Genomic DNA, 21,974 nt, shown 5'->3' on the forward strand with positions numbered 1-21,974 from the left:
AGAAAAAGAAGTTAAGTACAGCTATCATATGAAAAGGAAGAGGTGACTTATGCGTTCATCCCTAATGGTTTATGGTCATCGGGGCTCAGCCGGTACTCACCCAGAGAATACACTCGTCTCGTTTAAAGCTGCAGAGAAAGCAGGCGTTCACGGGATTGAGCTTGATGTGCAATTAACGAAGGATGGCGTTCCAGTCGTGATTCACGACGAGAAGGTAGATCGAACAACAAATGGTGTGGGATGGGTGAAAGATTACCAATACGAGGAATTATGTAAGCTTGATGCTGGCGGGACTTACTCAAAGCGATTTCAAGGTGAACCCATTCCAAGTCTAGATGACGTGTTAGCTTGGATTAAGCCGACTTCTTTACGGTTAAACATTGAATTAAAGACCGGTTATCTGCCATATCCAGGAATAGAAAACAAAGTCATCTCTCTTTTACACCATCATCAGCTAACCGATCGAACCGTTCTTTCATCGTTCAATCACTATAGCATTCAACGTATTAATCAACAGGAGGATAGCATTGAAACAGCGATTCTCCTCTCAGATAAACTTGTTCACCCATGGGAATATATGAAAAGGACGGGAGCAAAAAGCATTCATATCGAATACCATGCTTTGGATGAATACCTAATGGAACATACAACAAAGCTACAGATTCCTGTAAGAGTTTATACGATCAATTCAATCGATAGAATGAGTAAGATTGAATCCATGGGATGTGAAGCTATGTTCACTGATTATCCTGCAGTTGCTATTCATCGTAACGATTAGGGCTAATTCACTAAAAATGTGCGATAGCCTACTTCCGATTCACCCAGTCACGACATAGGTTATTACTGAACCAAAGAAAACAACGAAGGGGTCGTTTTATATGGGTGGATATGGATACAACCAGGGATTTGCTCTAATCGTCGTGCTGTTTATTTTGCTAATCATCATCGGAGCTTCTTGGCTATACTAAAAAAACAAGCCGGCTAAACGCTGGCTTGTTTTTTTAGTTATTTTACGTTTGGATTTGCCGTGACATTTCCAGGTGTGCGTGATTCACTTCCTGGAACGGTTGTTTGTTCATCAGTATCCGTTACTTCTTGACCTGCTTCCTTTACTTTCGAACCTATTTCTTGTAATCCCTCGCCAGCTTCTTTCGCAGATGAAATCACTTCACTAGAATCCTCTTTCACTTGGTTTACTTGATCCACAACCTCATCGTTCACTTTCTCATAAAGCGTTTGAGCATCATTAACAGCTTCCTTCAACACTTCTGATGCTGACTGGATACGGTCCATCCAATCATTCTTAAATTCAGATGGGTTTTCCTTTACGTTCGTGTACAACCCTTTAGAAGAATCGACCGCATTACTCGTTGCTCTCTTCACCTTTTGGCGTGTAGTGGAATCTAGCATCGCAACCGCTCCTCCAACGATCGCTCCTACTACGATACCTTTCATTAGTTTACTATTCTTTTCTTCATTTACAGTGGTCGTTTGCATGGGTTCTTCCTCCTGTATAAATAGATTGTTATCTACTAACTCTAATTTCTCTCTTTCCCTTTCCTTCAAAAGCTAAACTAAATTGTGGAAGACAAAAATCACTTCGCTTTCCTAAAATCCTCTGTTATAATAGACTGCGTTGTATGAGAGCAGTTCGAAACCTTCCTGCTATAACAAAACTAAGGAGGAATTTTTTTATGAATAGTATGGATAAAGCCTGGCTACCTTCTTCTGGTCCTATGCCAAGACCAGAAAGTGTAGAACAAGCTCGTGAAGTAATAAAGAACGAATCGTTCGATGCCCCGAATGTACAAGAGATCACATTCAACGCACTCGAATTTACAGCTGTTTGCCCGAAAACTGGACAACCTGACTTTGGTAGAGTTGAAATCTCTTACGTACCAGATAAAAAGTGTATCGAATCTAAGTCGTTAAAATTTTATCTTTGGTCGTATCGAGATGAAGGAAGCTTCTGTGAAACATTAGCTGCTCGTATCGCTGATGACGTGGTTTACGCGATCGATCCTCTTAAAGTTACGATTACAGTGTACCAATCAGCTCGCGGTGGTATCGAATTGAAAACTACTGCAGTAAGAGAGAAGGCTGACGCTTAATATGAAGCCTCAGCAAATCGACCGCAGTCTTGTCCTGTTCAATGTGCTATTTGCAACCTCAATCGTAATTGCGAATGTACTAGCAGGAAAAGTCGTCATGATAGGAAGTTTTGTTATTCCTGCTGCAGTCGTAATGTATGCATTCTCTTTCCTTTTCACTGACATTATTCACGAACGATTTGGGCAGGAAGAAGCTAAGCGGACCATCCGCTATGGATTCGCTGCCCAAATCTTTGCCAGCATCATGATTTTCATCGGCATGTTGCTCCCTGTCGCACCGTTTGCTTCAGATACACAAGCTGCCTATGAAATTTTACTCGGACAAAATTATCGGTTCGTACTCGCTAGTCTTGCTGCATATCTTGTATCTCAGCACGTTGATGTATATATTTTCTCTGAAATCAAGAAACGGACTGCGAACCGACACAAGTGGATCCGAAACAACGCAAGTACAGCTGCTTCTCAGCTGATCGATACAACGATTTTTATAACGATTGCTTTTGTAGGTACCGTGCCAAATATTTGGGTCATGATACTATCACAATTCGCTATAAAGATGGCTCTTGCACTTCTTGATACTCCGATTTTTTATGCGTTAACGAAGATCGATTCAAGAAGAGAAGAAAGGTTTCATTCAGAAAAGCCTCTAGATGTTTAATCATCTAGAGGCTTTTTTTATAGTGCTTTTTGGTTTGCTAAGGTCATCGTTGTGGTTTGAAGTTCACCGTCACGAAAATAAGTGACTTCCATTTCATCTCCAACTTCTTTATTAGAATATAGATACTTTCTTAGTTCTGCAGAGCTTGTAATGTCTTGATCATCAAGTTTCACGATGACGTCTCGCTCCTGTAAACCAGCTTCAGATGCAGGAGATGATGGAGATATGCCCATCAGTACAACTCCGCCCTTCACATCTTCAGGAAGGTTAAGTGTACCCGTCCAATGTTGCTTCGGAACTTCAGCTAATGACGCCGGCGTCACTCCCATTACAGGTCTCTTTACTTCCCCTGTCTTTTCAAGCTGTTCAATAATCGGTTCAGCGACATTGATAGGAATCGCAAAACCTATTCCTTCTACTTGTGTTTGAGCGATTTTCGATGAGTTGATACCGATAAGCTGTCCTTGAATATTAATCAATGCGCCCCCGCTATTACCAGGGTTGATAGAGGCATCAGTCTGTATGACGTCTGCTGAATAATCCGGCTGACCGTTGTTATCGAGATCGACCGGAATCGATCGGTTCGTATTACTGATGATTCCCTGAGTTACGGACCCTTCCAGAAAACCGAGCGGATTACCTAAAGCGATCGCAGGTTCTCCTGTCTTCAAGTTTTCAGACGACCCAAACTCTGCTACGGTATCTACTTTGCTGCCATCGATTTCAAGCACGGCAAGATCTAAGAGAGGATCTGCTCCCAATAGTTTTGCATCGAGCTTTTCTTCATTATTCAACGTCACTTCAAGCGAAGATGCACCTTCAATTACATGGTTATTTGTTACAACGAATGCACTACCGCCTTCTTTTTTATAAATGACCCCTGACCCAGAACCAGCCGCTTGACCTTCCTGACCATCCCCGCTATCAAGAGAAAAGCCATCTTCATACTTTGTAATACTAACGACAGAACCTTGTGTTTTTTCTACCGCTTTTGTAATATCCGTTGAAACATCATACGAAACGTTAGAAGTAGCGGACTGTTCTTCAGTGTTTTGCACAGAAGGTTGGCTCATTGTTGGTACGTCAGAATTAGTAAACAGTGGTGCTGCCACAAGCATTACAGAAGCCCCGATTACGGCACCGAACGTGCTAGGCAAAAACCAGCTCATGCCTCCCTTAGCCTTCCTTACCTTTCTTGTTTGATTATGATCATCATAGTATCCCATTACTATGTCACCCTTTCTCCCCTTTGAACTGTTTATATACACATTGTAACGACTAGTCATACTTCTGTAGGGAATATGAGAGCTTTTTCATATTCTTTGATATTTGTCGTATTTTTGTATATATTTCCCGGGAGATTATGGGTGAAAACGTCGAAACTAGTAAACCCCTTACTGTTTATTCAGCAGGGATCGGGACCAGGTGAATAGTAGCAATCCGACTCCAATAACAAGCTGTAAAAGGATTACGAAACCATCCCAAAAATACATCGTTTGAATTGGGTGAGTCAGGTGTTCTAGACTTGTCTTTACGACGTAATATAGCTGTGGAATAACATAGAAAGTCAACAACAATATGGATAACCCTACCCCACCGAAATAAATGAGCCTATAAAAACGAAATGTAACCTGTTCCCGTTTTGACTGGTCAGCTTTATTTTTCTGATTAAGAAAACTTTTGCTCCTCTCCATTAAGTTGTAGCAACCTGTAGCATTTTCTAGTACATAATAAAAGTCCGTTTTCATATAAACACAGCATTGGTATACAAACTTAATAAATAAATCCAACATTATGAGAGAAGCAACAGCTTGTAACAGAGGATTTTGCGAAAACAATTGAATCATTATGGCAACGAAAACCAAAGCAGTATCAAAACAGATTCCAGAGAGGTAAAGCAGATTTCTTTCTTGTTTATTTAATCGCCAAGCATGCGTCATATCTGTTTCGATTACAACTAGGAAAAGCCTGTGATTTATGGAAAGACCTGTCGAAAGTCCCTTCGATCGCACTGCCAATACGTGTCCCATTTCATGAATAACGATTAAAGTGAGCGAGACGAACAAGTAAGTTAATGTTGAAACTGCTAAACTATCAGAAACAAATAAATCATCAAAATGAGGAAATAATTCTGGGTGTATAAGTAATAGTGTGACATTCGTGAGGAAAAGAAGTAAATACATCTTATGTGTACTAGGATTAAAGAAAATTTTTGCAACTTCTGGAGAAATACGATTTAGTAAAGACTGCTTTCTTGAACTACTCATTTCACCTTTCTCATTACCTGAAACGAAGTTCAACTGAGTTAACTGCTGTGCAAATTCATATACATCGATGTCGTCTTGAGGAAACTTCTCCAACAAGATCCTCTCAACTTCATCTAATGTCTTACCTTGATCGAGTAATTTTAAGGCTACTACTGCAGATTCATTCATCTCATAATACTCTGCAGATTTTACGTTTTCGACAATATACTCGTTTTGATTACTATGTATTTGAAACTCGTTTAACTGTAATGACGATTCATTATCCATACAGAACTCCTTTCAAAAAAAGAGGGTGCAAAAAACGCACCCTTCCTTACCAACCTGGCGGTAACCAGTTACACCACCAGCAAGTCGTTTTCACCTTATTGAGTTTGCGAATTTTCATGTTTGTTTTCACCTCCTTTAATCCTAGGTTTTTCTAATGACGTAGCATGTTTTTGCTGATAAGCAGACCATTCAGGAAATACCCTTTTAAATAGCTCCACCATTTCAGGATCAAATTGAGTACCCTTACCTTCAATTATTTGATTGTAAGCTTCATCAGGTGACATCGCTGGCCGGTAAGATCGTGAAGAAGTCATAGCATCAAAGGCATCTGCAACCGCCGTTATGCGTGCTAAGATCGGAGTTTCTTCTCCTTTTAAACCTTCCGGATACCCTTTTCCATCCCATCTTTCATGGTGGTATTTTACAACATCTAGACAACTTTCAAGTCCCTTTATGCCAGAAAGTGCTTCTGCTCCAACTGTAGGATGGCTTTTGATAACTTGGTACTCCTCGTTATTCAATCGCGTCGGCTTCATTAAAATGCTGTCTGGAATATTCACTTTACCTACGTCATGAAGCAAACATGAATAGTTATAAGTGATGAGCTGTTCTGTTGTAAAACGTCCCATATTTTTAGCTAGAATCGTTGAGTAAGCAGCTACCCGTTGACTATGACCACGAGTATAAGGATCTTTCAACTCTAGTGTAGCTACCACACCCTTTACTATTCCTTCAAGTTGATCGTCAAAAGTCGTTTGTATAGCTTGTACATATGACAAAAAACGTCTTAGTAGAATATAAGCAATTAAAACGACTACAACTAGTATGAGAATAGGAAGAAAGATGGTTTGATCATTTAATATTAGACCTATCAGTAGATACTTAATAAGTGTCCCAACTGAAACAAACCAAAAATACGTTTTGTTTACAAAAATAGGACTGAGCAATACGATTAATAGTTCACCAATATTCCCACTCCTATATGGGTAATCATTTCCATAATAAATCATTAAATCATTTACTAAGTTAATGATTGTAAAACCTACGAAGATCATATATTTAATGCGATATGCCAATTCACCTTTTAAATAGTAGATAATGAATGGAATGAATGATAATTCAATGATGAAATACCATATCCCTAGACCTTCATGTAATGTGTCTGGTGTATCAACATTTACAAGTTGACTCAAGATAACACTATTAAACAAATCATATGATAGTGAAACTATGTAAAAGAGCCAAACGAACAGTATGACCGCTCGTTTTTCCTCTGATAATAATGTTGAGTTTACAAATTTCCTCATAATCGCTACCCCATTTTTCAGTTTGTCGAAGGTAAATATATATGGAATGTTGTCCCTACGTCCGGTAAGCTTTCTACCTCAATTCTTCCGTTGTGTTCCTCAATAATTCGATAGCTTACCATCAATCCCAAGCCTGTACCATTTTCTTTTGTAGAAAAAAACGGTTCGTGTAGTCTTTCTATATACTCATGCGGGATTCCATTGCCTTCATCACTGAAAGATAGTTTAATTTCACTCTCACTATAATTATCGGCAGTAATGTTGATTATTCCACCATGAGACATCGCATCTATAGAATTTCTAATTATATTTATAAAGACTTGCTTTAATCTATTATCATCACAACATACAGTGGGTAGAGTATTCTTTACGTTCACATTGAATGTTACATTACTAGCTTCCGCTTGATTCATTGTAAGTTTTACAACATAATCGATAATTTTTTCGACCTTCATTTCTTTAAATGACAATGCGTTAGGCTTCCCAAGAAATAATAGATCGTTAACAATTAAATTGATCCTTTCAAGTTCATCCATCATGATAGAAGAATGCTCTGCATCAATATCTTTTTGGTACTGTTGCAATTGTAAAAACCCTTTAATAGACGTTAAAGGATTTCTAATTTCATGCGCAATACCAGTTGCAACCTGTCCCATAAAGGCTAATTTCTCATGATGAGCCAATTTTTCATAAGCGCTTTCAATCGAATACACAAAAGACAGGGATCGATTTAAATATACATATGTAATGATTGATATTAACCCTAGTAATGTAATCGGGTAAATAATCTCTAAAGCCAACACGATGCTACCAACGATTAAGTATTTTAAAATTAACCCGATAGTAACCCACCAGAAATATGTTCTATTTAAAAAAATGGGAGTGAAAAACACAAAGAAAATCTCCATTACTCCACCACTAGAGTATGGGATGTCGTAAATTGAATAAATTATAATTTCAGTCATAAGCGTTACACTTATATAAGCTATAAAAAATACATACTTAACGGTGTAACTTTTACTAATCTTAATTAAATAAAAGCCTACTATTATTAAAACGACTTCCGTTAGAATATAAATCCACTCATCGATATCGACACTAGGAGTGCCTGGGTTAGTAGGGAGATTTGGTTCGATAGCAAATTTATACACTCCAGTAACAAGGGTTACCAATGTAAATAAATATAAAAATAGTTTAGTAGCCTTCCTATCTTGTTCTGCTACGATTTCTCTTAATGATGCTGCTTTCATAACTACTCCTAACACTGCATTCAAGGCAGTACCAATGTATCTCAAACACTCTTGATTATAGCATATTATTCGACAATAATTACCAAATCCCTATTTAAATTTCATATTCTATTTGTAAATTTACAGTGCTGAAATGTACTGTGTTGTGGGATCGACGACAAATAAAAAACCCCACTAACGGGTGGGGTTTGACGTTCAAATATATTTATTCTTCTTAATGAATTTCTCTTCGGTTATTTTATCTTTCGCAATATTTTGTTGAACCTTTAGTCTTGATAAGCCTAAGCGTCTCATCACTGAATCGATATTCTCAGATTCAGGATGTTCTTCTTTAGATTTATCAGAAAAGACCCAGCTTACAAGAGCATTCGCCATTTCAACAGCATAGCCTTTATTGCGATAATCTGGTATCAAGTGGTATCCAACTTCTAGATTTCCTGATGCGTCGCCAGTATTCTTGAATCCCATCGTTCCTATTACTTTTTCATCAGACGTATGAATAAGGATTCCTTCCCACTTGCAGTTTACCTTGGATAAATCAGAATCATCCAGGTGAAATGGTAGAAAGTCTTCAAACTGAACGTTTTCAAATTCTCTAGGAACTTCAACGTGTAATAATTTCTCTAGTTCTTTCTTATTCGCCATCGCTTTAATAAGATCAAAGGAAAATGGAATAATGGTCAGACGATCGGTCTGAAGGTAAGGCATTTTATTTCAAAAGTCCTCCTTGTGAGTTATTTTCAATGAAAGTGAAAATGACTTTTATCACTATACCTTACAGATTTACTTACTGTAAACCATACCCTTACAAATCCTTAATAAACGAAATTTTCTCTATTTATGTTGTCCTTTCTCTTATAGGTTATGCAGGACAAACAAAAAAGCTGCCACAAAAGTGCGGCAGCCTAGTTAGATTTCTTGGAGTCTTTCAACGTATCATCTTCTTCGATGTTAGCCAGGTCATTGTTTAAGATTTCTTTGTACTTTTCGGCCACTTCGATCGAGATGATTTCATCTTGCTCTAGTTCTGTAATTCGTGCATGCTGTGCGTATAAAGAATGTTTCTTCAGAGTGATAAGCTGACTCTTTTTAAGATGAGTATGTTCTTCTAAAAGGCGATCAAGGTTATCGTGAATCTCATCGATTTCTTTTTCATAGGTAGAAAGCATTTCTCCATAGACAGGCTCAGGAATGAAGAGCTGTGATTTTATCTTTTGAATTTCAGAAATCCCCGCTTCATGTCTATGTAGGTTTGCAACGATATCTTCGTATTCTTTTGAGCCGCTGTGCTTGGCGCGCAATCCAAAATAATTGATCAACGGCTTGATCGTAATTCCTTGAACGACTAGAGAGAATAGCACGATGCTAAAGGTAAGGATCAAGATGGTTTCTCTTCCATCGAAATCACCTGGCAAACTTAAGACTAGAGCGATGGATAATGATCCTTTTAACCCACCCCAGTTAAGAACGTGTCGCCAAGATGCCGGTAATCCTTTTACAAACATCGTACTTCCATAAACTGCGATGCTTCTACCGACTAATACGATTAAAAGCGCGAGGCCAATGGTTCCCCATTTATCCGCAAATTCAATTCGCGTAATTTCAAGTCCGACCATTAAAAAGACGATTGAATTCGCAAGCAATGCTGCAACATCCCAGAAGTTATTAATATTTAACCTTGTCGTTGGACTCATTCCAACTTTTGAACCAAAATTTCCAAAAGTGAGTGCTGCTATAACCACGGCAATAACACCTGAGACGTGGATACTCTCTGCTGCAATATAGGCACCATAGAATAAGATCACGCTAAAAATAATCTCGAGGGGATAGTCGTCAAAGTACTTTGTGAGGATTGAAACTGCATATCCAAACCCTCCACCGATCAATAGACCACCAGCTACAACTTTCACAAACTCTAACACACCACTAGTCAGTCCACCCCAGCCCATATCCATATAAGCTAGAAGAGAAAATGCAGAGATTTTGAACAACACAACCGCAAGTCCATCGTTAAATAAGCTTTCGCCTTCAATCGTTGTAGAGAGTTTATGATTTACACCCATACTTTTAAAAATGGAAAGCACGCTCACCGGATCTGTCGCGCTCATTAATGCCGCAAATACAAATGCAACAGGAATGGGTAGATCCAGAAGATAGTGCGTTGAAAACCCGATAACGAGGAAGGAAAGAAATGTCCCTCCGAATGCAAGGGCAAGAATAGGCTTCTTGTTTTCGTTCAAATGAGAAAAAGGAAGCTTTAATGCAGCCTCACCGAGCAATGCTGGTAAAAAGATCGTTAGAATAACAAAATTAAAAATATCCCCCTCCGTAATGAACATCTTTAACGGTTCAAGTACAGGAATATTCAATAAGCCAATTAACGTTCCGATTATAACCAGGGCGATCGGATAAGGCTGTTTTAGTTTTTTTGCAACTGCTGTTATTCCAGCTGCCATAATCACGAGAATCAGGCCAAGTTCAAAAATATGATGCAAGTCTAAATGTTCCATATCTTCCCTCCGATTCTTTATTCTGTTTATATTATAACCAAATCATATGTAGTATGGAAAATCACGGAAGATTTCACCAATGGTATTCTTCCCACCTAATGATGAATTCACACAAAAGAAGAGCCCCACTTCGGGACTCTTCCTTCCATCACTCTTTTTAATTCACACCAACTTGAGACCAAGCACTTGCTACTGAGTTATACGTTGAGCCAGTTCCATAAAGATCAGATGTTGCTTGAAGCAATGCAGAACGAGCATCACTAAAGTCAGTAGATGGAGTCATGTATAAGCTAAGCGCACGATAGTAAATTTTTTCTGCTTTAGTTTTTCCAATGCTTTGGATTGTTAGATAAGCCGCTTTGTTTGGAATCCCACTGTTCGTATGAACTCCTCCGTGATCAGAAGAAGTATAGTAGTAGTCATCCATGTGAGACGGCTGGCCATATGCCTCTGGATTAGACATACTTCTTAGTGCATCTCCTGGTGTTCCAGGTGTATAAACATCCTCACCCATCAGAAAATCTTCTGGTTCAACGAAGTAACCGAAAACATCGGACATGGATTCGTTAAGTGCACCAGATTGATCTTGATAGATTAGACCAGCCGTTCTTTCAGTGACTGCGTGAGTAATTTCGTGCGCTACGATATCGAGTCCGCCTGAAAGTGGATCAAACGTTTGGCCATCGCCATCACCATATACCATCTGAGAACCGTTCCAGAATGCGTTATTGTAGTTCGAGCCGTAATGAACCGTGGAACGGATCGTGGCACCATTGTTGTCATAGCTGTTTCGGTTATGAGTATTCTCAAAATAATCATAAACTACACCAGCGTTATAATGCGCACTAACATCTGCACCTTGAGAGTTAGCTGTGAAAGCATTATTACTATCTACAGAATAGCTACCCGGGAGTGAAGTGCGATAATTCGCAGTTCTCGTCTCAATCACACCGCTCATAGGCTTTGTTACATCGTATAGATAGTACGTCCCGTTAGCATAGTACGTATTTAAAGATTTATATTTTCCAAGGACATCATAACCATATCCACTTGTAGCGCCTTCAGTTACAGCGTTATAAGCATCTACAACTGAGCCATCTCGAGCATCAACGAAGATTTGCCAGTTCGCTGGGTAAGGATCGATAAACTGAAGTTGCACTTTATAAGTAAGGTAGTACTTATCGTCCTTCTCAACAACAACTTTCTCGCTCTTTTCTATTTGATCTGATACTTTGGACTTTCTAACAAAACTAGGGTTTTCACTTACAACATTACTAGGTTTGACATCGATGTGATCCCAAGCCTTTGCAATCGCTTGTTTATCAGAAAGCTTTGCCTTACTACTACCTTTAAAATTCTTTTCAGCATTAGGATGTAAATCGCCGTTAATCGCTACAATATTATCGTTTTTATCCGTATGTACGATAAATTTCGCTCCGTCAATTTCTTCTCCCTTAACAGTTTGAACATATTCATAATGCGTCATGCCCAAGTCATCTGTAGATTCGTTAATCAACTTTAAATTCTTTTGATTAACATTGAATAGCCCTTCGTTAGATTTTAAAAACGCTTTGACTGCTTTTTCATTCCCTACTTTGTCTTTTGATAGTTTACCAGATAGAAATGAAGGTACGTTCCTTTCCTTTTCCCACGTTTGTTTCACATTCTCCATTTTTTGAAGTGCGTTTTTTTGATCTAGACTAAGATCCTTATCAGAAGCTGCTGAAGCGGTTGGAAGCGCTGATCCAAAAGCAAGTCCAGTGGCGAGTGCTACTACCATTCCTTTTTTCATACTGCTTTCCTCCAATTCAAAATGTTTAGAATTTTTATTACATTAGTAGAATATCACAGATATTTTTACGTTTGTATTGGGAAATATATAGAAAAACACAGGAATATTACCGATGTTTCCATTCACATTTCCCAATAACATTCATCAACACTTGGTGATATAATAAATCTACAGCTCTCCCGCACTGGAAAAATTTAACTTTTAAACACACAAAAAAGACGAGCTTATTGCTCGTCCATAATTTATCAGGAATATTTCCTCTACATACTAGGTAACTCTATTCCACTTGTTTGTAATAAATAGGTTTCTACATCCTTACCTGGAAGCGGTCTACTGTAGTAATACCCTTGAACATCGAAGCACTCTAACCGTTTCAGCACGTCAATCTGTTCTTTTGTTTCTACGCCCTCGGCAATAATCTCTAAGTTTAAATGTCTCGCTAAAGAGATGATCGTTGTGACGATACCTAAACTACTAGAATTATCAATCAACCCTTTGATAAATGATTGGTCGATTTTCACCCTGTTGATAGGTAATCGCGTTATGTAATGCAAAGAGCTATACCCTGTACCGAAGTCATCCATACTTACGCCAACGCCTATCTTCCTTAGCTTCTGTAGCTTTTGAATCGTGGTGTGCTCATTAAACATCGCCATACTTTCTGTGATTTCAATTTCAAGCGATTCTGGTGAAATGCCTGCGTCTTCTAGGTTTTTCATGATTGTACAGACGACGTCCTCCTGATAGAAATGACGCTGAGATATATTCACTGACATGGTATACCTCTCGCAGTATTGCGTTTGCCATACTTTTAACTGTTCACAGGCATTTTTTATAACGATTTTTTCAATAGGAACAATCAATCCCGTTTCTTCCGCTGCCTGGATGAATTCATTCGGAGCAATCAACCCGATCTTAGGATGAAGCCACCTAACGAGTGCTTCGAAGCCAATGACGCTGCCTGTCACTGTATTCACTTTCGGTTGATAGTAGACGATCAACTCATCTTGTTCAATAGCCTTTCGAAGATCGTTCTCTAACATGATTTTATGAAGCGTTTGATTACTCATCTCTTCTTGATAAAACGCATAGTTGTTCATATCCTGTTCCTTAACATGATACATCGCCATATCAGCGTATTTGAGCAACTCTGCCCCTTTCTTTCCGTGAGTCGGATAAAGAGCGATCCCGATGCTTGCCGTCAACAAGCATTCTTGATTCTCTATCATTAGAGGAGATTGAAATGCATGTAAGATAGAAGCTGCGACTCGTTCGACATCTTCCTTCTTACTATAACGCGGAAGAATGATGGTAAATTCATCTCCACCTAATCTTGCCACAAACAAACTTTCATCTAATACTTCTTCCAACCGTTTTCCGATGGACTGGATAACCAGATCCCCGAAATCGTGACCGAACAAGTCGTTGATCCGCTTAAATCTATCAAAATCGATTAACATTATAGCGAATGGTGAGGGAGCCTTCTGATTTAGGAGAGACGTAAGCTTTTCGTTGAAATAACGCCTATTCGGTAACCCCGTTAATTCATCATGATATGCAAGGAAATGTATGGTTTTTTCAGCACGCTTTTTCTCTGTAATATCCTTTGCGATGCCGTACACACCTACTATTTCCCCTCCAACATTAATTGGTACGGTCGAGATATGTAACTCTTTAATCTTATTTCGTTTTGACTTTATTTTGATATCGAATTGGTGGACTTCACCTTGCAGTGAACGGCCGAACATCCCCTTAGCAAGATGAACCTCATCCCTGACTACGACTTCATGAAAGAACTTTGTTTTTAACTCTGGAATCGAATACCCTGTGTACTCAGCAGCTACATAGTTTACACTCGCAAATTTCCCATTCTTATCGATTGAAAACACAGCATCTGGATTGTGATGAAAAAGCGTTTTAAACTGCTGTTCGTTTTGTACTAGCCGATCGGTTTGTTCTATTTGTCTAGCGATTCCGTATCGATCTGGAACATATACTAGAATTCCTAAACAGATGTAATTAAAAGCGAGCGCTATCAGATACGGTCCAAATGAATTCTCTTCTTTAAGGTATAAACTTTGATCGACCATCCCAAAAAACAACAGGTATGGTAAACAAGAAAATACGATACTTGCAGCGAAACTCCCTGCAAATAACCAAATGCGATAATACCGCTGATTACCATTTAGGTTCAACAATAATAAGAAACGTACGATACATAGCGAAAAAGCAAATGTAATGATAATAAATAAGATGATATGGATCGACTGAATGGAAAGCGACTCCGAAAAGAAGACAAGGTTGCCAAGGATCAATGTGGTTAGGATCGCACTAGTAATCATCATAGAGCCAATCAAATGATACTTAGGATTCATCTTTTTGTTGATGAACAGTTTGATAACAAGATAAGAAAACAATGAGCTCAACAAGATCGATAGAATGGCATGATACAAATAGACTTGTACAGAACCCGGGATTGAAATGGATAAGTTGAATAGAAGGTTGATCATATACTGTGATAACCCGAGTATGACGGACGCAAGCACAACGGTTTTTCTAGTTTTTCGTATAGGCTTTTTATTGTAGTTCAGAAATAGAAAAACACCGCCATAAATGATCAAGAATGAAATCATAAAACCTGCAATGTATAATGCGTATTCGATCGTATATAGTTCGATTATTGAGAACATGAGGACCCCCGACAGTCTGCTGGCAACTAGGCAGCATTTTCTTTTCTGGTAATTAACAAACACGTAATGAAAATCTTTCTGAAAACATACATATTAAAACAACCCTGAACAAGCAGGTGATCGCACCATGCTAAAGAAAATAGTAGCTGTTTTTGTTGGAAGTATAATGGTCGGAGTAGGAGTCAATGGGTTTCTTGTCCCTAACCATCTAATCGATGGGGGTATGATTGGAATTGGGTTAATCTTTAAATATATATGGGGGTTCGAAACGGGACTCACGATTATATGTTTAAGTATTCCACTTTATGTATATGCCTTCCTTTATTTTCGCCCTTACTTTTATAATAGCCTACACGGACTATTACTCTCCTCTTTCTTTATCGACGTCCTTTCTCCCATGCGCCATTCCTTTCAATACCCTTCTTTAATAAGTGCTATGATAGGAGGGTTTTTTGTAGGTTCAGGAATTGGGATCATGCTTAGATTTGACACAAGCACAGGCGGGACGGACCTTTTAGCACAGTTTATATCCAAAATTTCATCTCTAAATGTAGGAGTCATTATTTTCCTTATCGATGGTCTCGTTATTATTATCGGCTCAAAAACGATCGGTTTGAACTCTACGATGTATTCTGCTATCGCTATTTTGTTTGTTGGAATCGCTACAAGCTTACTCACAATAAAAAAAGAAGCTACATAAAAGCGCTGACTCCATTAGGAGCCAGCGCTTTTTTACTTAATTACTAACTTTTAAAACACTCCAGTAGTGCTCACTAAGAACGTCTGCTATGGCTTCAACTGTGCGACTTAGTTCTTCGAGGTTGTTATCTACTCCTCCCATTTCAATCAGCATCGCGTTAGGAGAAATGTCCTGGTTATACACACCATCTACACGCTGACCTTTCTTTCCGATTACGCCTCTGCTTAAGCCAGGGTACTTTTCCTTCAGAGAATTATGAAGCTCTTTTGCAAGCTTTAGGTTCTTTTCATAGTTTGGGTTCTCTTCACCGATGACAAAAACCGTTCTAGCATATTTCTCATTATTGATGGTGACCGTCGTATCATCCTTCCGTAGAGCATCTCTATGGATATCGATAAACATATCAAAATCTGAATTACTACTCATAGCAGATTGAACGATGGTTCTCGACACATCGTACGCTTTACCGTGCTGCCAGCCTTTTTCATTCAATAATGCACCTATATTCGACTCATCGACTACTGTACCGATCCCTCTGTTTTCAAGCGCTTCTCCTAGCATTTTTCCTACGAGAGTTATGTTTGTTTTCCCGTCGTTTGCAAGGTCTCCATTCTTATTGCCTTCGAGGCCTAGCAATGGTAAATATGACTCGTAACTATGGGAATGATAAATGAATGCGACATCCTTACCGTTCGTCGTTTGAACAGGAGGTGTTACAGGTTCCTTCGGATCTTGGATCGTAAGTTTGTCAGATGGGACATCCCTTTCTATAAGCAGATCATTAAGGGGGGGTACTGACTCAACAGGTAAGTTAGCAAAGCTCGTCCCTTCTCCTGCCACGTGAATCTTCGCATCATACAAAGCAAAACCCGGAAGCTCACTACCAAGGAGACTTCGGATGTCGCCTGGTTTGATGCTCGTGATAAACTGAAACGCAACAAGGGATAATGCTGGCGGTTCACTTCCTTCGGGCAGTACTTGCGTTAAATAATGATTTTCCGTTCCCATCGCATAAATGATCGCCTCATTTGAGAAGCTCGTTACCCAATCGTGCATCATCGATGAAGAAAATCGATATTTTGTTTCGGACGAAGAGATAAACCCTGCAACGATAAATAAGCTGATTAAGCTAATGATCATAAGGAATGAAAGTGTTCTAAGCATACTGTTACTAGGATTCTGAAAAAGTTTAGCATTTTGTTTCATACGCTCTCTCCCCCACCGTCTTCTTACTCTATGTCTATGAAATCACCAATTACATTAGAAGATTTTTTTACTAGTAATAGTAGAAACGTATATGTTTCAAAATAGATGCAAAATATATTTGATAATTGAATGTGCGAAAAGTATGATTAAGATAGGATAGGGGAGGTGAACAGAATGGGAAAATCATCGGCGTACATTGCTTCGACAATTTTGTTCCTAGCGATCGTTGTAGGCTTTACATACTGGCTAACAACAACGGAAGAACATGCCGGCTCTGAAGGCGGTCATGGCGAGAAAACGGAAGAATCTGCTGGGGAAGATTCAGCAGGAGGAGAAGCAGAGAAAATCTACTCTCAGAACTGTGCTTCCTGTCACGGTGGAGACCTTGGTGGAGGAGCAGGTCCTGCACTTAATGCTGTAGGTGGCAAGTATTCTAAGGACGAAATCCTCGACATCATCAAGAATGGTAAAGGTGGCGGAATGCCAGCTGGTTTGATTCAAGGTGAAGAAGCTGAGATGGTTGCCGCATGGCTAGCCGAAAAAAAATAGTATTGTAATAAAAAGCTTTCTGTTTCTTCAACAGAGAGCTTTTTATCATTTCTATACGATGTTGTGATCAAGCCATTTTGAAAGCGCTATTATAGAATAGCTTGAATTCAAGATGTTTTTGTTGAGTTATCAGCTCTCGCCGTGTATAATAAAGCTGTAAAACATTATACGAACTATCTTCGGGGCAGGGTGCAATTCCCGACCGGCGGTGAAGGAGCAATTTCCTTAAGCCCGCGAGCCTGTTTTTTGGGCAGGATCTGGTGAAAATCCAGAGCCGACAGTACAGTCTGGATGGGAGAAGATGGTGGAGTAGCAAGCTTTCTATTGAAAAAATAGACGATAAGCTTGCTTATTTCCCCATGCCGACTACCATGAGCCCCATACTCATGGTTTTTTTCGTGCATAGGGCCACATCTCCTTTTCGATGGTTCAAAAATCAAAGGAGCAATGTCATATGAAAACTGTATCAAAGACACAGCGCATGATTGTTGTCGCAATGTTCAGTAGTATCTCCTATCTATTGATGCTACTAGATTTTCCGCTACCTGGATTTCCTGTTTTCCTACAGATCGATTTCAGCGATATTCCAGCACTCTTTGTGGCGATCCTTTATGGACCTGCCGCAGGTATACTAGTTGAAGCCATAAAGAACCTTATTCATTACGGTATACAAGGAAGTTTCACTGGTGTCCCTGTAGGTCAACTCGCTAACTTTATCGCAGGTGTATTCTTTATCGTACCGACTTCCATTGTATTCAGGAAGTTTAATCAGACTCAGAAAGGACTTACGATTGGGCTTATTCTAGGTACTCTATTGATGTCAGCAATGATGGGATTGTTGAACTATCTCTTGATCCTACCGGCCTATACGTGGTTCATGGGGTTTGAGGCGATGTCTGACTCAGCTCGTCAAGCACTGGTTCTAAAAGGAATTACGCCGTTTAACCTTATAAAAGGTTTCATTGTAGCTAGCATATTCATCGCATTCTTTATTAAGTTAAAACCCTGGTTTGCAAAACAAACGAGGCTTGCCTAATAAATTCGAGCGCGTATCCACACCGGATACGCGTTTTTATTTTGACCTATTTTCCAATTGAAGGAAAACTCCTTTCGTTTGTTGAATACGTAAAAAAAGTAGAAAAGGAGGCTCCTACTATGGTAACCATCGATTGGCTTGAAAAGTCGACCATTTTAGATTTACAACAAGCGATGTTTGAAGGGACGATAACATCCTACGAGCTTGTTTGTTTATACTTAGAACAAATCTCAACGTACAATTCCGAAATTAATGCAGTGTTGGAAATGAACCCTGATGCCTTATTCATTGCAGAAGGACTTGATCGGGAACGACATATACAGGGACCAAGAAGCCTCTTACACGGAATCCCTATCCTACTGAAAGATAACATCAATACAGGTGACAACATGCATACAAGTGCAGGTTCTTCCCTCCTTTCCAATTCATTCGGGAGAGATGATGCGTTTCTTGTTAAGAAACTAAGACGTGCGGGAGCGGTTATCATTGGGAAGACCAACATGACCGAGTGGGCAAACTTCATGAGTGACTCGATGCCGAATGGATATAGCTCGAGAGGCGGTCAAGTTTTAAATCCATATGGACCAGGATCCTTGGACGTTGGAGGTTCGAGCTCTGGCTCAGCGGCTGCAGTTGCATGCCATTTCGCAACTGCTTCTATCGGTACTGAAACAAATGGATCGATCCTTAACCCTGCAAGCTCAAACTCAACTGTTGGGATTAAACCAACTGTTGGATTGGTGAGTAGACAAGGAATCATTCCGATCTCATCATCTCAAGATACTGCAGGACCCATTACGAGAAACGTTACCGATGCTGCAATTCTATTAGGTATTTTAGCAGGACAAGATGAGAAAGATCCTTCTACTCTTAGTGCACCCTCTCAAAGTGACTATACGCCTTATCTTTTCAAACCTACCTTTGAAACCATCAAGCTTGGCGTAATAAAGAATGGATACTATGACGAAATGCATCCTGAAGAACAAGAGCAGTTTGATTTTGCTATTAAAGCATTACAAGAAGCAGGTTGTTCTGTCTCCGAATTTAAAGAGATCGTTTCCGATCAAGAAAAACTAGAAAATGACTACAACGTGCTTTTATATGAATTTAAAGCAGGTATCAATGCATACCTTGCTAACGAAACAAGATCTGAAACCAAGCTCAACTTAAATACAATCGTAGACTACAATAATAAGAATGAACAGACAATGAAATATGGTCAGTCACTCTTACTCGAGGCAAACGAAACGAGTGGCACATTAACAGAACCGGATTATTTAAAAAGTAGACTTAAAGACATTAAACAAGCAAAAGAAATGGGCCTAGATGCATTGTTTAATAACGAAGGTTTGGATGCGATAGTATTCGGCGGCAGCTATGGATCTACACTCCCTGCAAAAGCAGGTTATCCATCCATCACTGTTCCAGGCGGGTTTACTTCAAACGGCAAACCGTTTGGGATTACCTTCACAGGACCATCCTTTAGTGAACCTCAACTTATTAAACTCGCTTACACATTTGAACAACTTACAAAGCACCGTGAAGCACCAAAAACAATTACCAAACCTGTTAGCAACTAAAAAAAGAGTCGGGCAGCAGCCCGACTCTTCTTTCGTTTACTATTCGATCGTTACCCACTTAAGTGTAGAATCTGCACCAAATTTGTGGATATGGTAGTTCTTAACATGTTCTTTCATCAAGATTGCGCCACCGCGCTGGTAAGTAGGAACAATTGCCGTATCTTCTTCGATAAGGATACGCTCAGCTTCCTGCATCATTTCCCAACGCTTCTGCTGATCCGTTTCAACTTTAGCATCTGAAACGAGCTTGTCATACTGTTCGCTAGAGTAATCCATACGGTTGTATGCTCCGTCAGTTTCAAACATGTAAACGTAAGTCATTGGATCTGGATAGTCTGGTCCCCAACCACCAGTTGAGATATCGAAGTCACCTGCATCTTCAAGATCAAGGAACTGCTTCCAAGGCTGTTTGTTGATTGTAATTGTAAGTCCATCTAACTTAGACTCAAACTGCTCTTTTGCGTATTCAGCAATTTTAGAAGCAAGCTCTGAATCAGTTGTTAGGAATTCAAGATCAACTGAATCTTGTCCAATCGCTTCTAGACCTTTCTTCCAGTATTCAGCAGCGTCATCTGCTGTTTTGTCAGCAAGGTAGCCCTCTGGAGCTGGTGCTCTGAAATCTTCACCATCTTTGAATAAGAAATCTTTTGGAACAAGGTAACGAGCAGCAATTGAACCGTTGTTTAGTAAAACGTTTACTAGACCATCACGGTCATATGCAAGGAATAGTGCCTTACGAATGTCATTGTTCGCTAGCGCTTCATTCTTTTGGTTCATACGAAGGAAGAAGATCGCTGTATCAAGAATTGTAGAGAAATCTTCTCTTCCCTGGAACTGATCAACAAAGTCTGCACTTAGACTAGCACGATCGATTTTTCCAGTTTCGTAAAGGTTAACGCGTGTAGCTTCATCTTTAACGATTTTATAGTTTGCTTCTTCAAGCTTTACAGTGTCAGCATCCCAATAGCCATCGTTCTTAGCAAGCTTCCAACCTTCACCATGGTTCCACTCAGCAAGAGTAAATGGTCCGTTGTAAAGCATAGTATCTGCTTCTAGAGCATAGTTTTCACCTTGCTCTTCAGCAAATTTAGAAGGCTGTGGATAGAATGAAGCAAATGTTAGAAGGTCGAAGAAGTAAGGAACCTTCTGAGTAACAGTAACTTCAAGAGTCTTCTCATCTACTGCTTTAACTCCAAGTTCTTCAACTTTACCGTAAAGCGGGTCACCTTCAGTTACGATTTCATTTCCATTTTTGACACCAGCTGTTCCTAGCATTGAAGCGTATCCGCCCAATGTATCAGGGTGAATGATCTTCTGCCAAGAGTAAACGAAATCTTCAGCTGTTACCGGTGTACCATCAGACCAATTCGCATCGTCACGAATCGTAAATGTATAAACCGTTTCCCCATCCTTTTCTTCAACCTTAGGCTCTTCAGCAGCCATACCAAGGACAGGTTTATTATCCTTATCTAAACGATATAGACCTTCAAATACCTGGTTCATTACGTTGAATGCTACAGTGTCAGTTGCCTGTGTAGTATCCATCGTTGGGATATCCTGTGTATCCGTAAGATTCAATACCTGTTCTTTGCTTGTTTCTTCAGTGCTTTCTGAATCTCCTGATGCTTTTCCTTCACTGTTTGTATTTCCAGAAGTACTGGAATTACCAGAACAAGCTGCAAGGAAAAGGCTTAACAACATGATGACTGAAAGCAGTAGAGAAAACTTCTTTTTCATTGTTTTACCCCCTATTTGTTTTGCCATCCAGGTAATTGGCTTGATTTCTTTCTTTTCAATATGGAAAAAGGAACGATAATGAGTGCAATAACAGGGAGGTCACCTCACTCATTGCTATGTACGCCTAAACCCACTTCAAAGAATGAAATCCGACTAGTTACCTGAATGTTTAAACTTATTGTAAATTTCAAAAAACTTTCTGTAACCATCCAATTTAGTCAAATTGACACCAACCAATTTGTAAATTTATGTTATAAATTCATGCAAATGGCTTATTCTCCTTATATATCAAGGACTTTTGAGCTAAAAAGTTT

Annotated in this window: 19 protein-coding genes and 1 riboswitch; of the genes, 8 read left to right on the forward strand and 11 right to left on the reverse strand. The window is 39.3% G+C overall.

Annotated features, from left to right (window positions below; genetic code table 11):
• Positions 1-49 precede the first annotated feature (49 nt).
• Positions 50-778, forward strand: coding sequence for a glycerophosphodiester phosphodiesterase (locus tag ACXAEY_RS18220; RefSeq protein WP_474814034.1), 729 nt, complete (start codon positions 50-52; stop codon positions 776-778).
• A gap of 100 nt (positions 779-878) precedes the next feature.
• On the forward strand, positions 879-968 hold the full coding sequence (locus ACXAEY_RS18225; protein ID WP_224884444.1) for a YjcZ family sporulation protein: 90 nt from the start codon (positions 879-881) through the stop codon (positions 966-968).
• A 37-nt stretch (positions 969-1,005) separates the two neighbouring features.
• Here ACXAEY_RS18225 and ACXAEY_RS18230 read toward each other — a convergent pair whose 3' ends face one another.
• The gene (locus tag ACXAEY_RS18230) at positions 1,006-1,497 is read right to left on the reverse strand and encodes a YtxH domain-containing protein (RefSeq protein ID WP_270182593.1); all 492 of its coding nucleotides are present in this window, start codon (positions 1,495-1,497) and stop codon (positions 1,006-1,008) included.
• 197 nt (positions 1,498-1,694) lie between these two features.
• On the opposite strand from ACXAEY_RS18230, the gene queF reads away from it, so the two are divergent.
• Both queF and ACXAEY_RS18240 read left to right on the forward strand, forming a co-directional pair.
• Positions 1,695-2,111, forward strand: coding sequence for a preQ(1) synthase (gene queF / locus ACXAEY_RS18235; RefSeq protein ID WP_270182592.1), 417 nt, complete (start codon positions 1,695-1,697; stop codon positions 2,109-2,111).
• Between the two features lies 1 nt (position 2,112).
• Complete coding sequence (locus tag ACXAEY_RS18240; RefSeq protein ID WP_474814038.1) at positions 2,113-2,769, forward strand: queuosine precursor transporter; 657 nt, start codon at positions 2,113-2,115, stop codon at positions 2,767-2,769.
• 17 nt (positions 2,770-2,786) lie between these two features.
• Here the strand turns inward: ACXAEY_RS18240 and ACXAEY_RS18245 are convergent, their stop codons facing one another.
• The 8 genes from ACXAEY_RS18245 to ACXAEY_RS18280 form a co-directional block, all read right to left on the reverse strand.
• Entirely contained in the window at positions 2,787-3,995 is a 1,209-nt protein-coding gene (locus tag ACXAEY_RS18245; protein ID WP_474814040.1) for a S1C family serine protease, read from the reverse strand.
• Positions 3,996-4,163: 168 nt separating this feature from the next.
• Complete coding sequence (locus tag ACXAEY_RS18250; RefSeq protein ID WP_474814042.1) at positions 4,164-5,303, reverse strand: PqqD family protein; 1,140 nt, start codon at positions 5,301-5,303, stop codon at positions 4,164-4,166.
• 95 nt (positions 5,304-5,398) lie between these two features.
• The gene (locus tag ACXAEY_RS18255) at positions 5,399-6,610 is read right to left on the reverse strand and encodes an HD-GYP domain-containing protein (protein WP_474814044.1); all 1,212 of its coding nucleotides are present in this window, start codon (positions 6,608-6,610) and stop codon (positions 5,399-5,401) included.
• 17 nt (positions 6,611-6,627) lie between these two features.
• Positions 6,628-7,860 carry an ATP-binding protein gene (locus ACXAEY_RS18260; RefSeq protein ID WP_474814046.1) on the reverse strand — a complete coding sequence of 411 codons (1,233 nt, stop codon included), beginning with the start codon at positions 7,858-7,860 and terminating at the stop codon, positions 6,628-6,630.
• Between the two features lie 195 nt (positions 7,861-8,055).
• A complete protein-coding gene (locus ACXAEY_RS18265; protein ID WP_270182586.1) occupies positions 8,056-8,568 on the reverse strand; it encodes a GNAT family N-acetyltransferase in 513 nt (170 codons plus the stop codon).
• 197 nt (positions 8,569-8,765) lie between these two features.
• Entirely contained in the window at positions 8,766-10,370 is a 1,605-nt protein-coding gene (locus tag ACXAEY_RS18270; RefSeq protein WP_474814050.1) for a cation:proton antiporter, read from the reverse strand.
• Positions 10,371-10,527: 157 nt separating this feature from the next.
• A complete protein-coding gene (locus ACXAEY_RS18275; protein WP_474814052.1) occupies positions 10,528-12,162 on the reverse strand; it encodes a M4 family metallopeptidase in 1,635 nt (544 codons plus the stop codon).
• Positions 12,163-12,422: 260 nt separating this feature from the next.
• On the reverse strand, positions 12,423-14,852 hold the full coding sequence (locus ACXAEY_RS18280; protein ID WP_474814054.1) for a putative bifunctional diguanylate cyclase/phosphodiesterase: 2,430 nt from the start codon (positions 14,850-14,852) through the stop codon (positions 12,423-12,425).
• Between the two features lie 127 nt (positions 14,853-14,979).
• On the opposite strand from ACXAEY_RS18280, the gene ACXAEY_RS18285 reads away from it, so the two are divergent.
• Positions 14,980-15,552, forward strand: a complete 573-nt coding sequence (locus ACXAEY_RS18285) for a YitT family protein (protein ID WP_474814055.1) — start codon at positions 14,980-14,982, stop codon at positions 15,550-15,552.
• 36 nt (positions 15,553-15,588) lie between these two features.
• Here ACXAEY_RS18285 and spoIIP read toward each other — a convergent pair whose 3' ends face one another.
• Positions 15,589-16,758 carry a stage II sporulation protein P gene (spoIIP, locus tag ACXAEY_RS18290; RefSeq protein ID WP_474814057.1) on the reverse strand — a complete coding sequence of 390 codons (1,170 nt, stop codon included), beginning with the start codon at positions 16,756-16,758 and terminating at the stop codon, positions 15,589-15,591.
• Between the two features lie 174 nt (positions 16,759-16,932).
• Between spoIIP and ACXAEY_RS18295 the strand changes: the two genes are divergently transcribed.
• The 3 genes from ACXAEY_RS18295 (at position 16,933) to ACXAEY_RS18305 (ending at position 19,923) form a co-directional block, all read left to right on the forward strand.
• The gene (locus ACXAEY_RS18295; RefSeq protein WP_474814059.1) at positions 16,933-17,307 is read left to right on the forward strand and encodes a c-type cytochrome; all 375 of its coding nucleotides are present in this window, start codon (positions 16,933-16,935) and stop codon (positions 17,305-17,307) included.
• Positions 17,308-17,478: 171 nt separating this feature from the next.
• A riboswitch (FMN riboswitch) is annotated at positions 17,479-17,614 on the forward strand.
• Between the two features lie 147 nt (positions 17,615-17,761).
• Positions 17,762-18,343 carry an ECF transporter S component gene (locus ACXAEY_RS18300; protein WP_270182579.1) on the forward strand — a complete coding sequence of 194 codons (582 nt, stop codon included), beginning with the start codon at positions 17,762-17,764 and terminating at the stop codon, positions 18,341-18,343.
• Positions 18,344-18,462: 119 nt separating this feature from the next.
• Positions 18,463-19,923, forward strand: a complete 1,461-nt coding sequence (locus ACXAEY_RS18305; protein ID WP_474814061.1) for an amidase family protein — start codon at positions 18,463-18,465, stop codon at positions 19,921-19,923.
• Between the two features lie 39 nt (positions 19,924-19,962).
• Here the strand turns inward: ACXAEY_RS18305 and ACXAEY_RS18310 are convergent, their stop codons facing one another.
• The gene (locus ACXAEY_RS18310; RefSeq protein ID WP_270182577.1) at positions 19,963-21,660 is read right to left on the reverse strand and encodes a peptide ABC transporter substrate-binding protein; all 1,698 of its coding nucleotides are present in this window, start codon (positions 21,658-21,660) and stop codon (positions 19,963-19,965) included.
• Positions 21,661-21,974: the final 314 nt, after the last annotated feature.

The sequence above is a fragment of the Anaerobacillus sp. ABA4_114 genome (assembly GCF_056159065.1).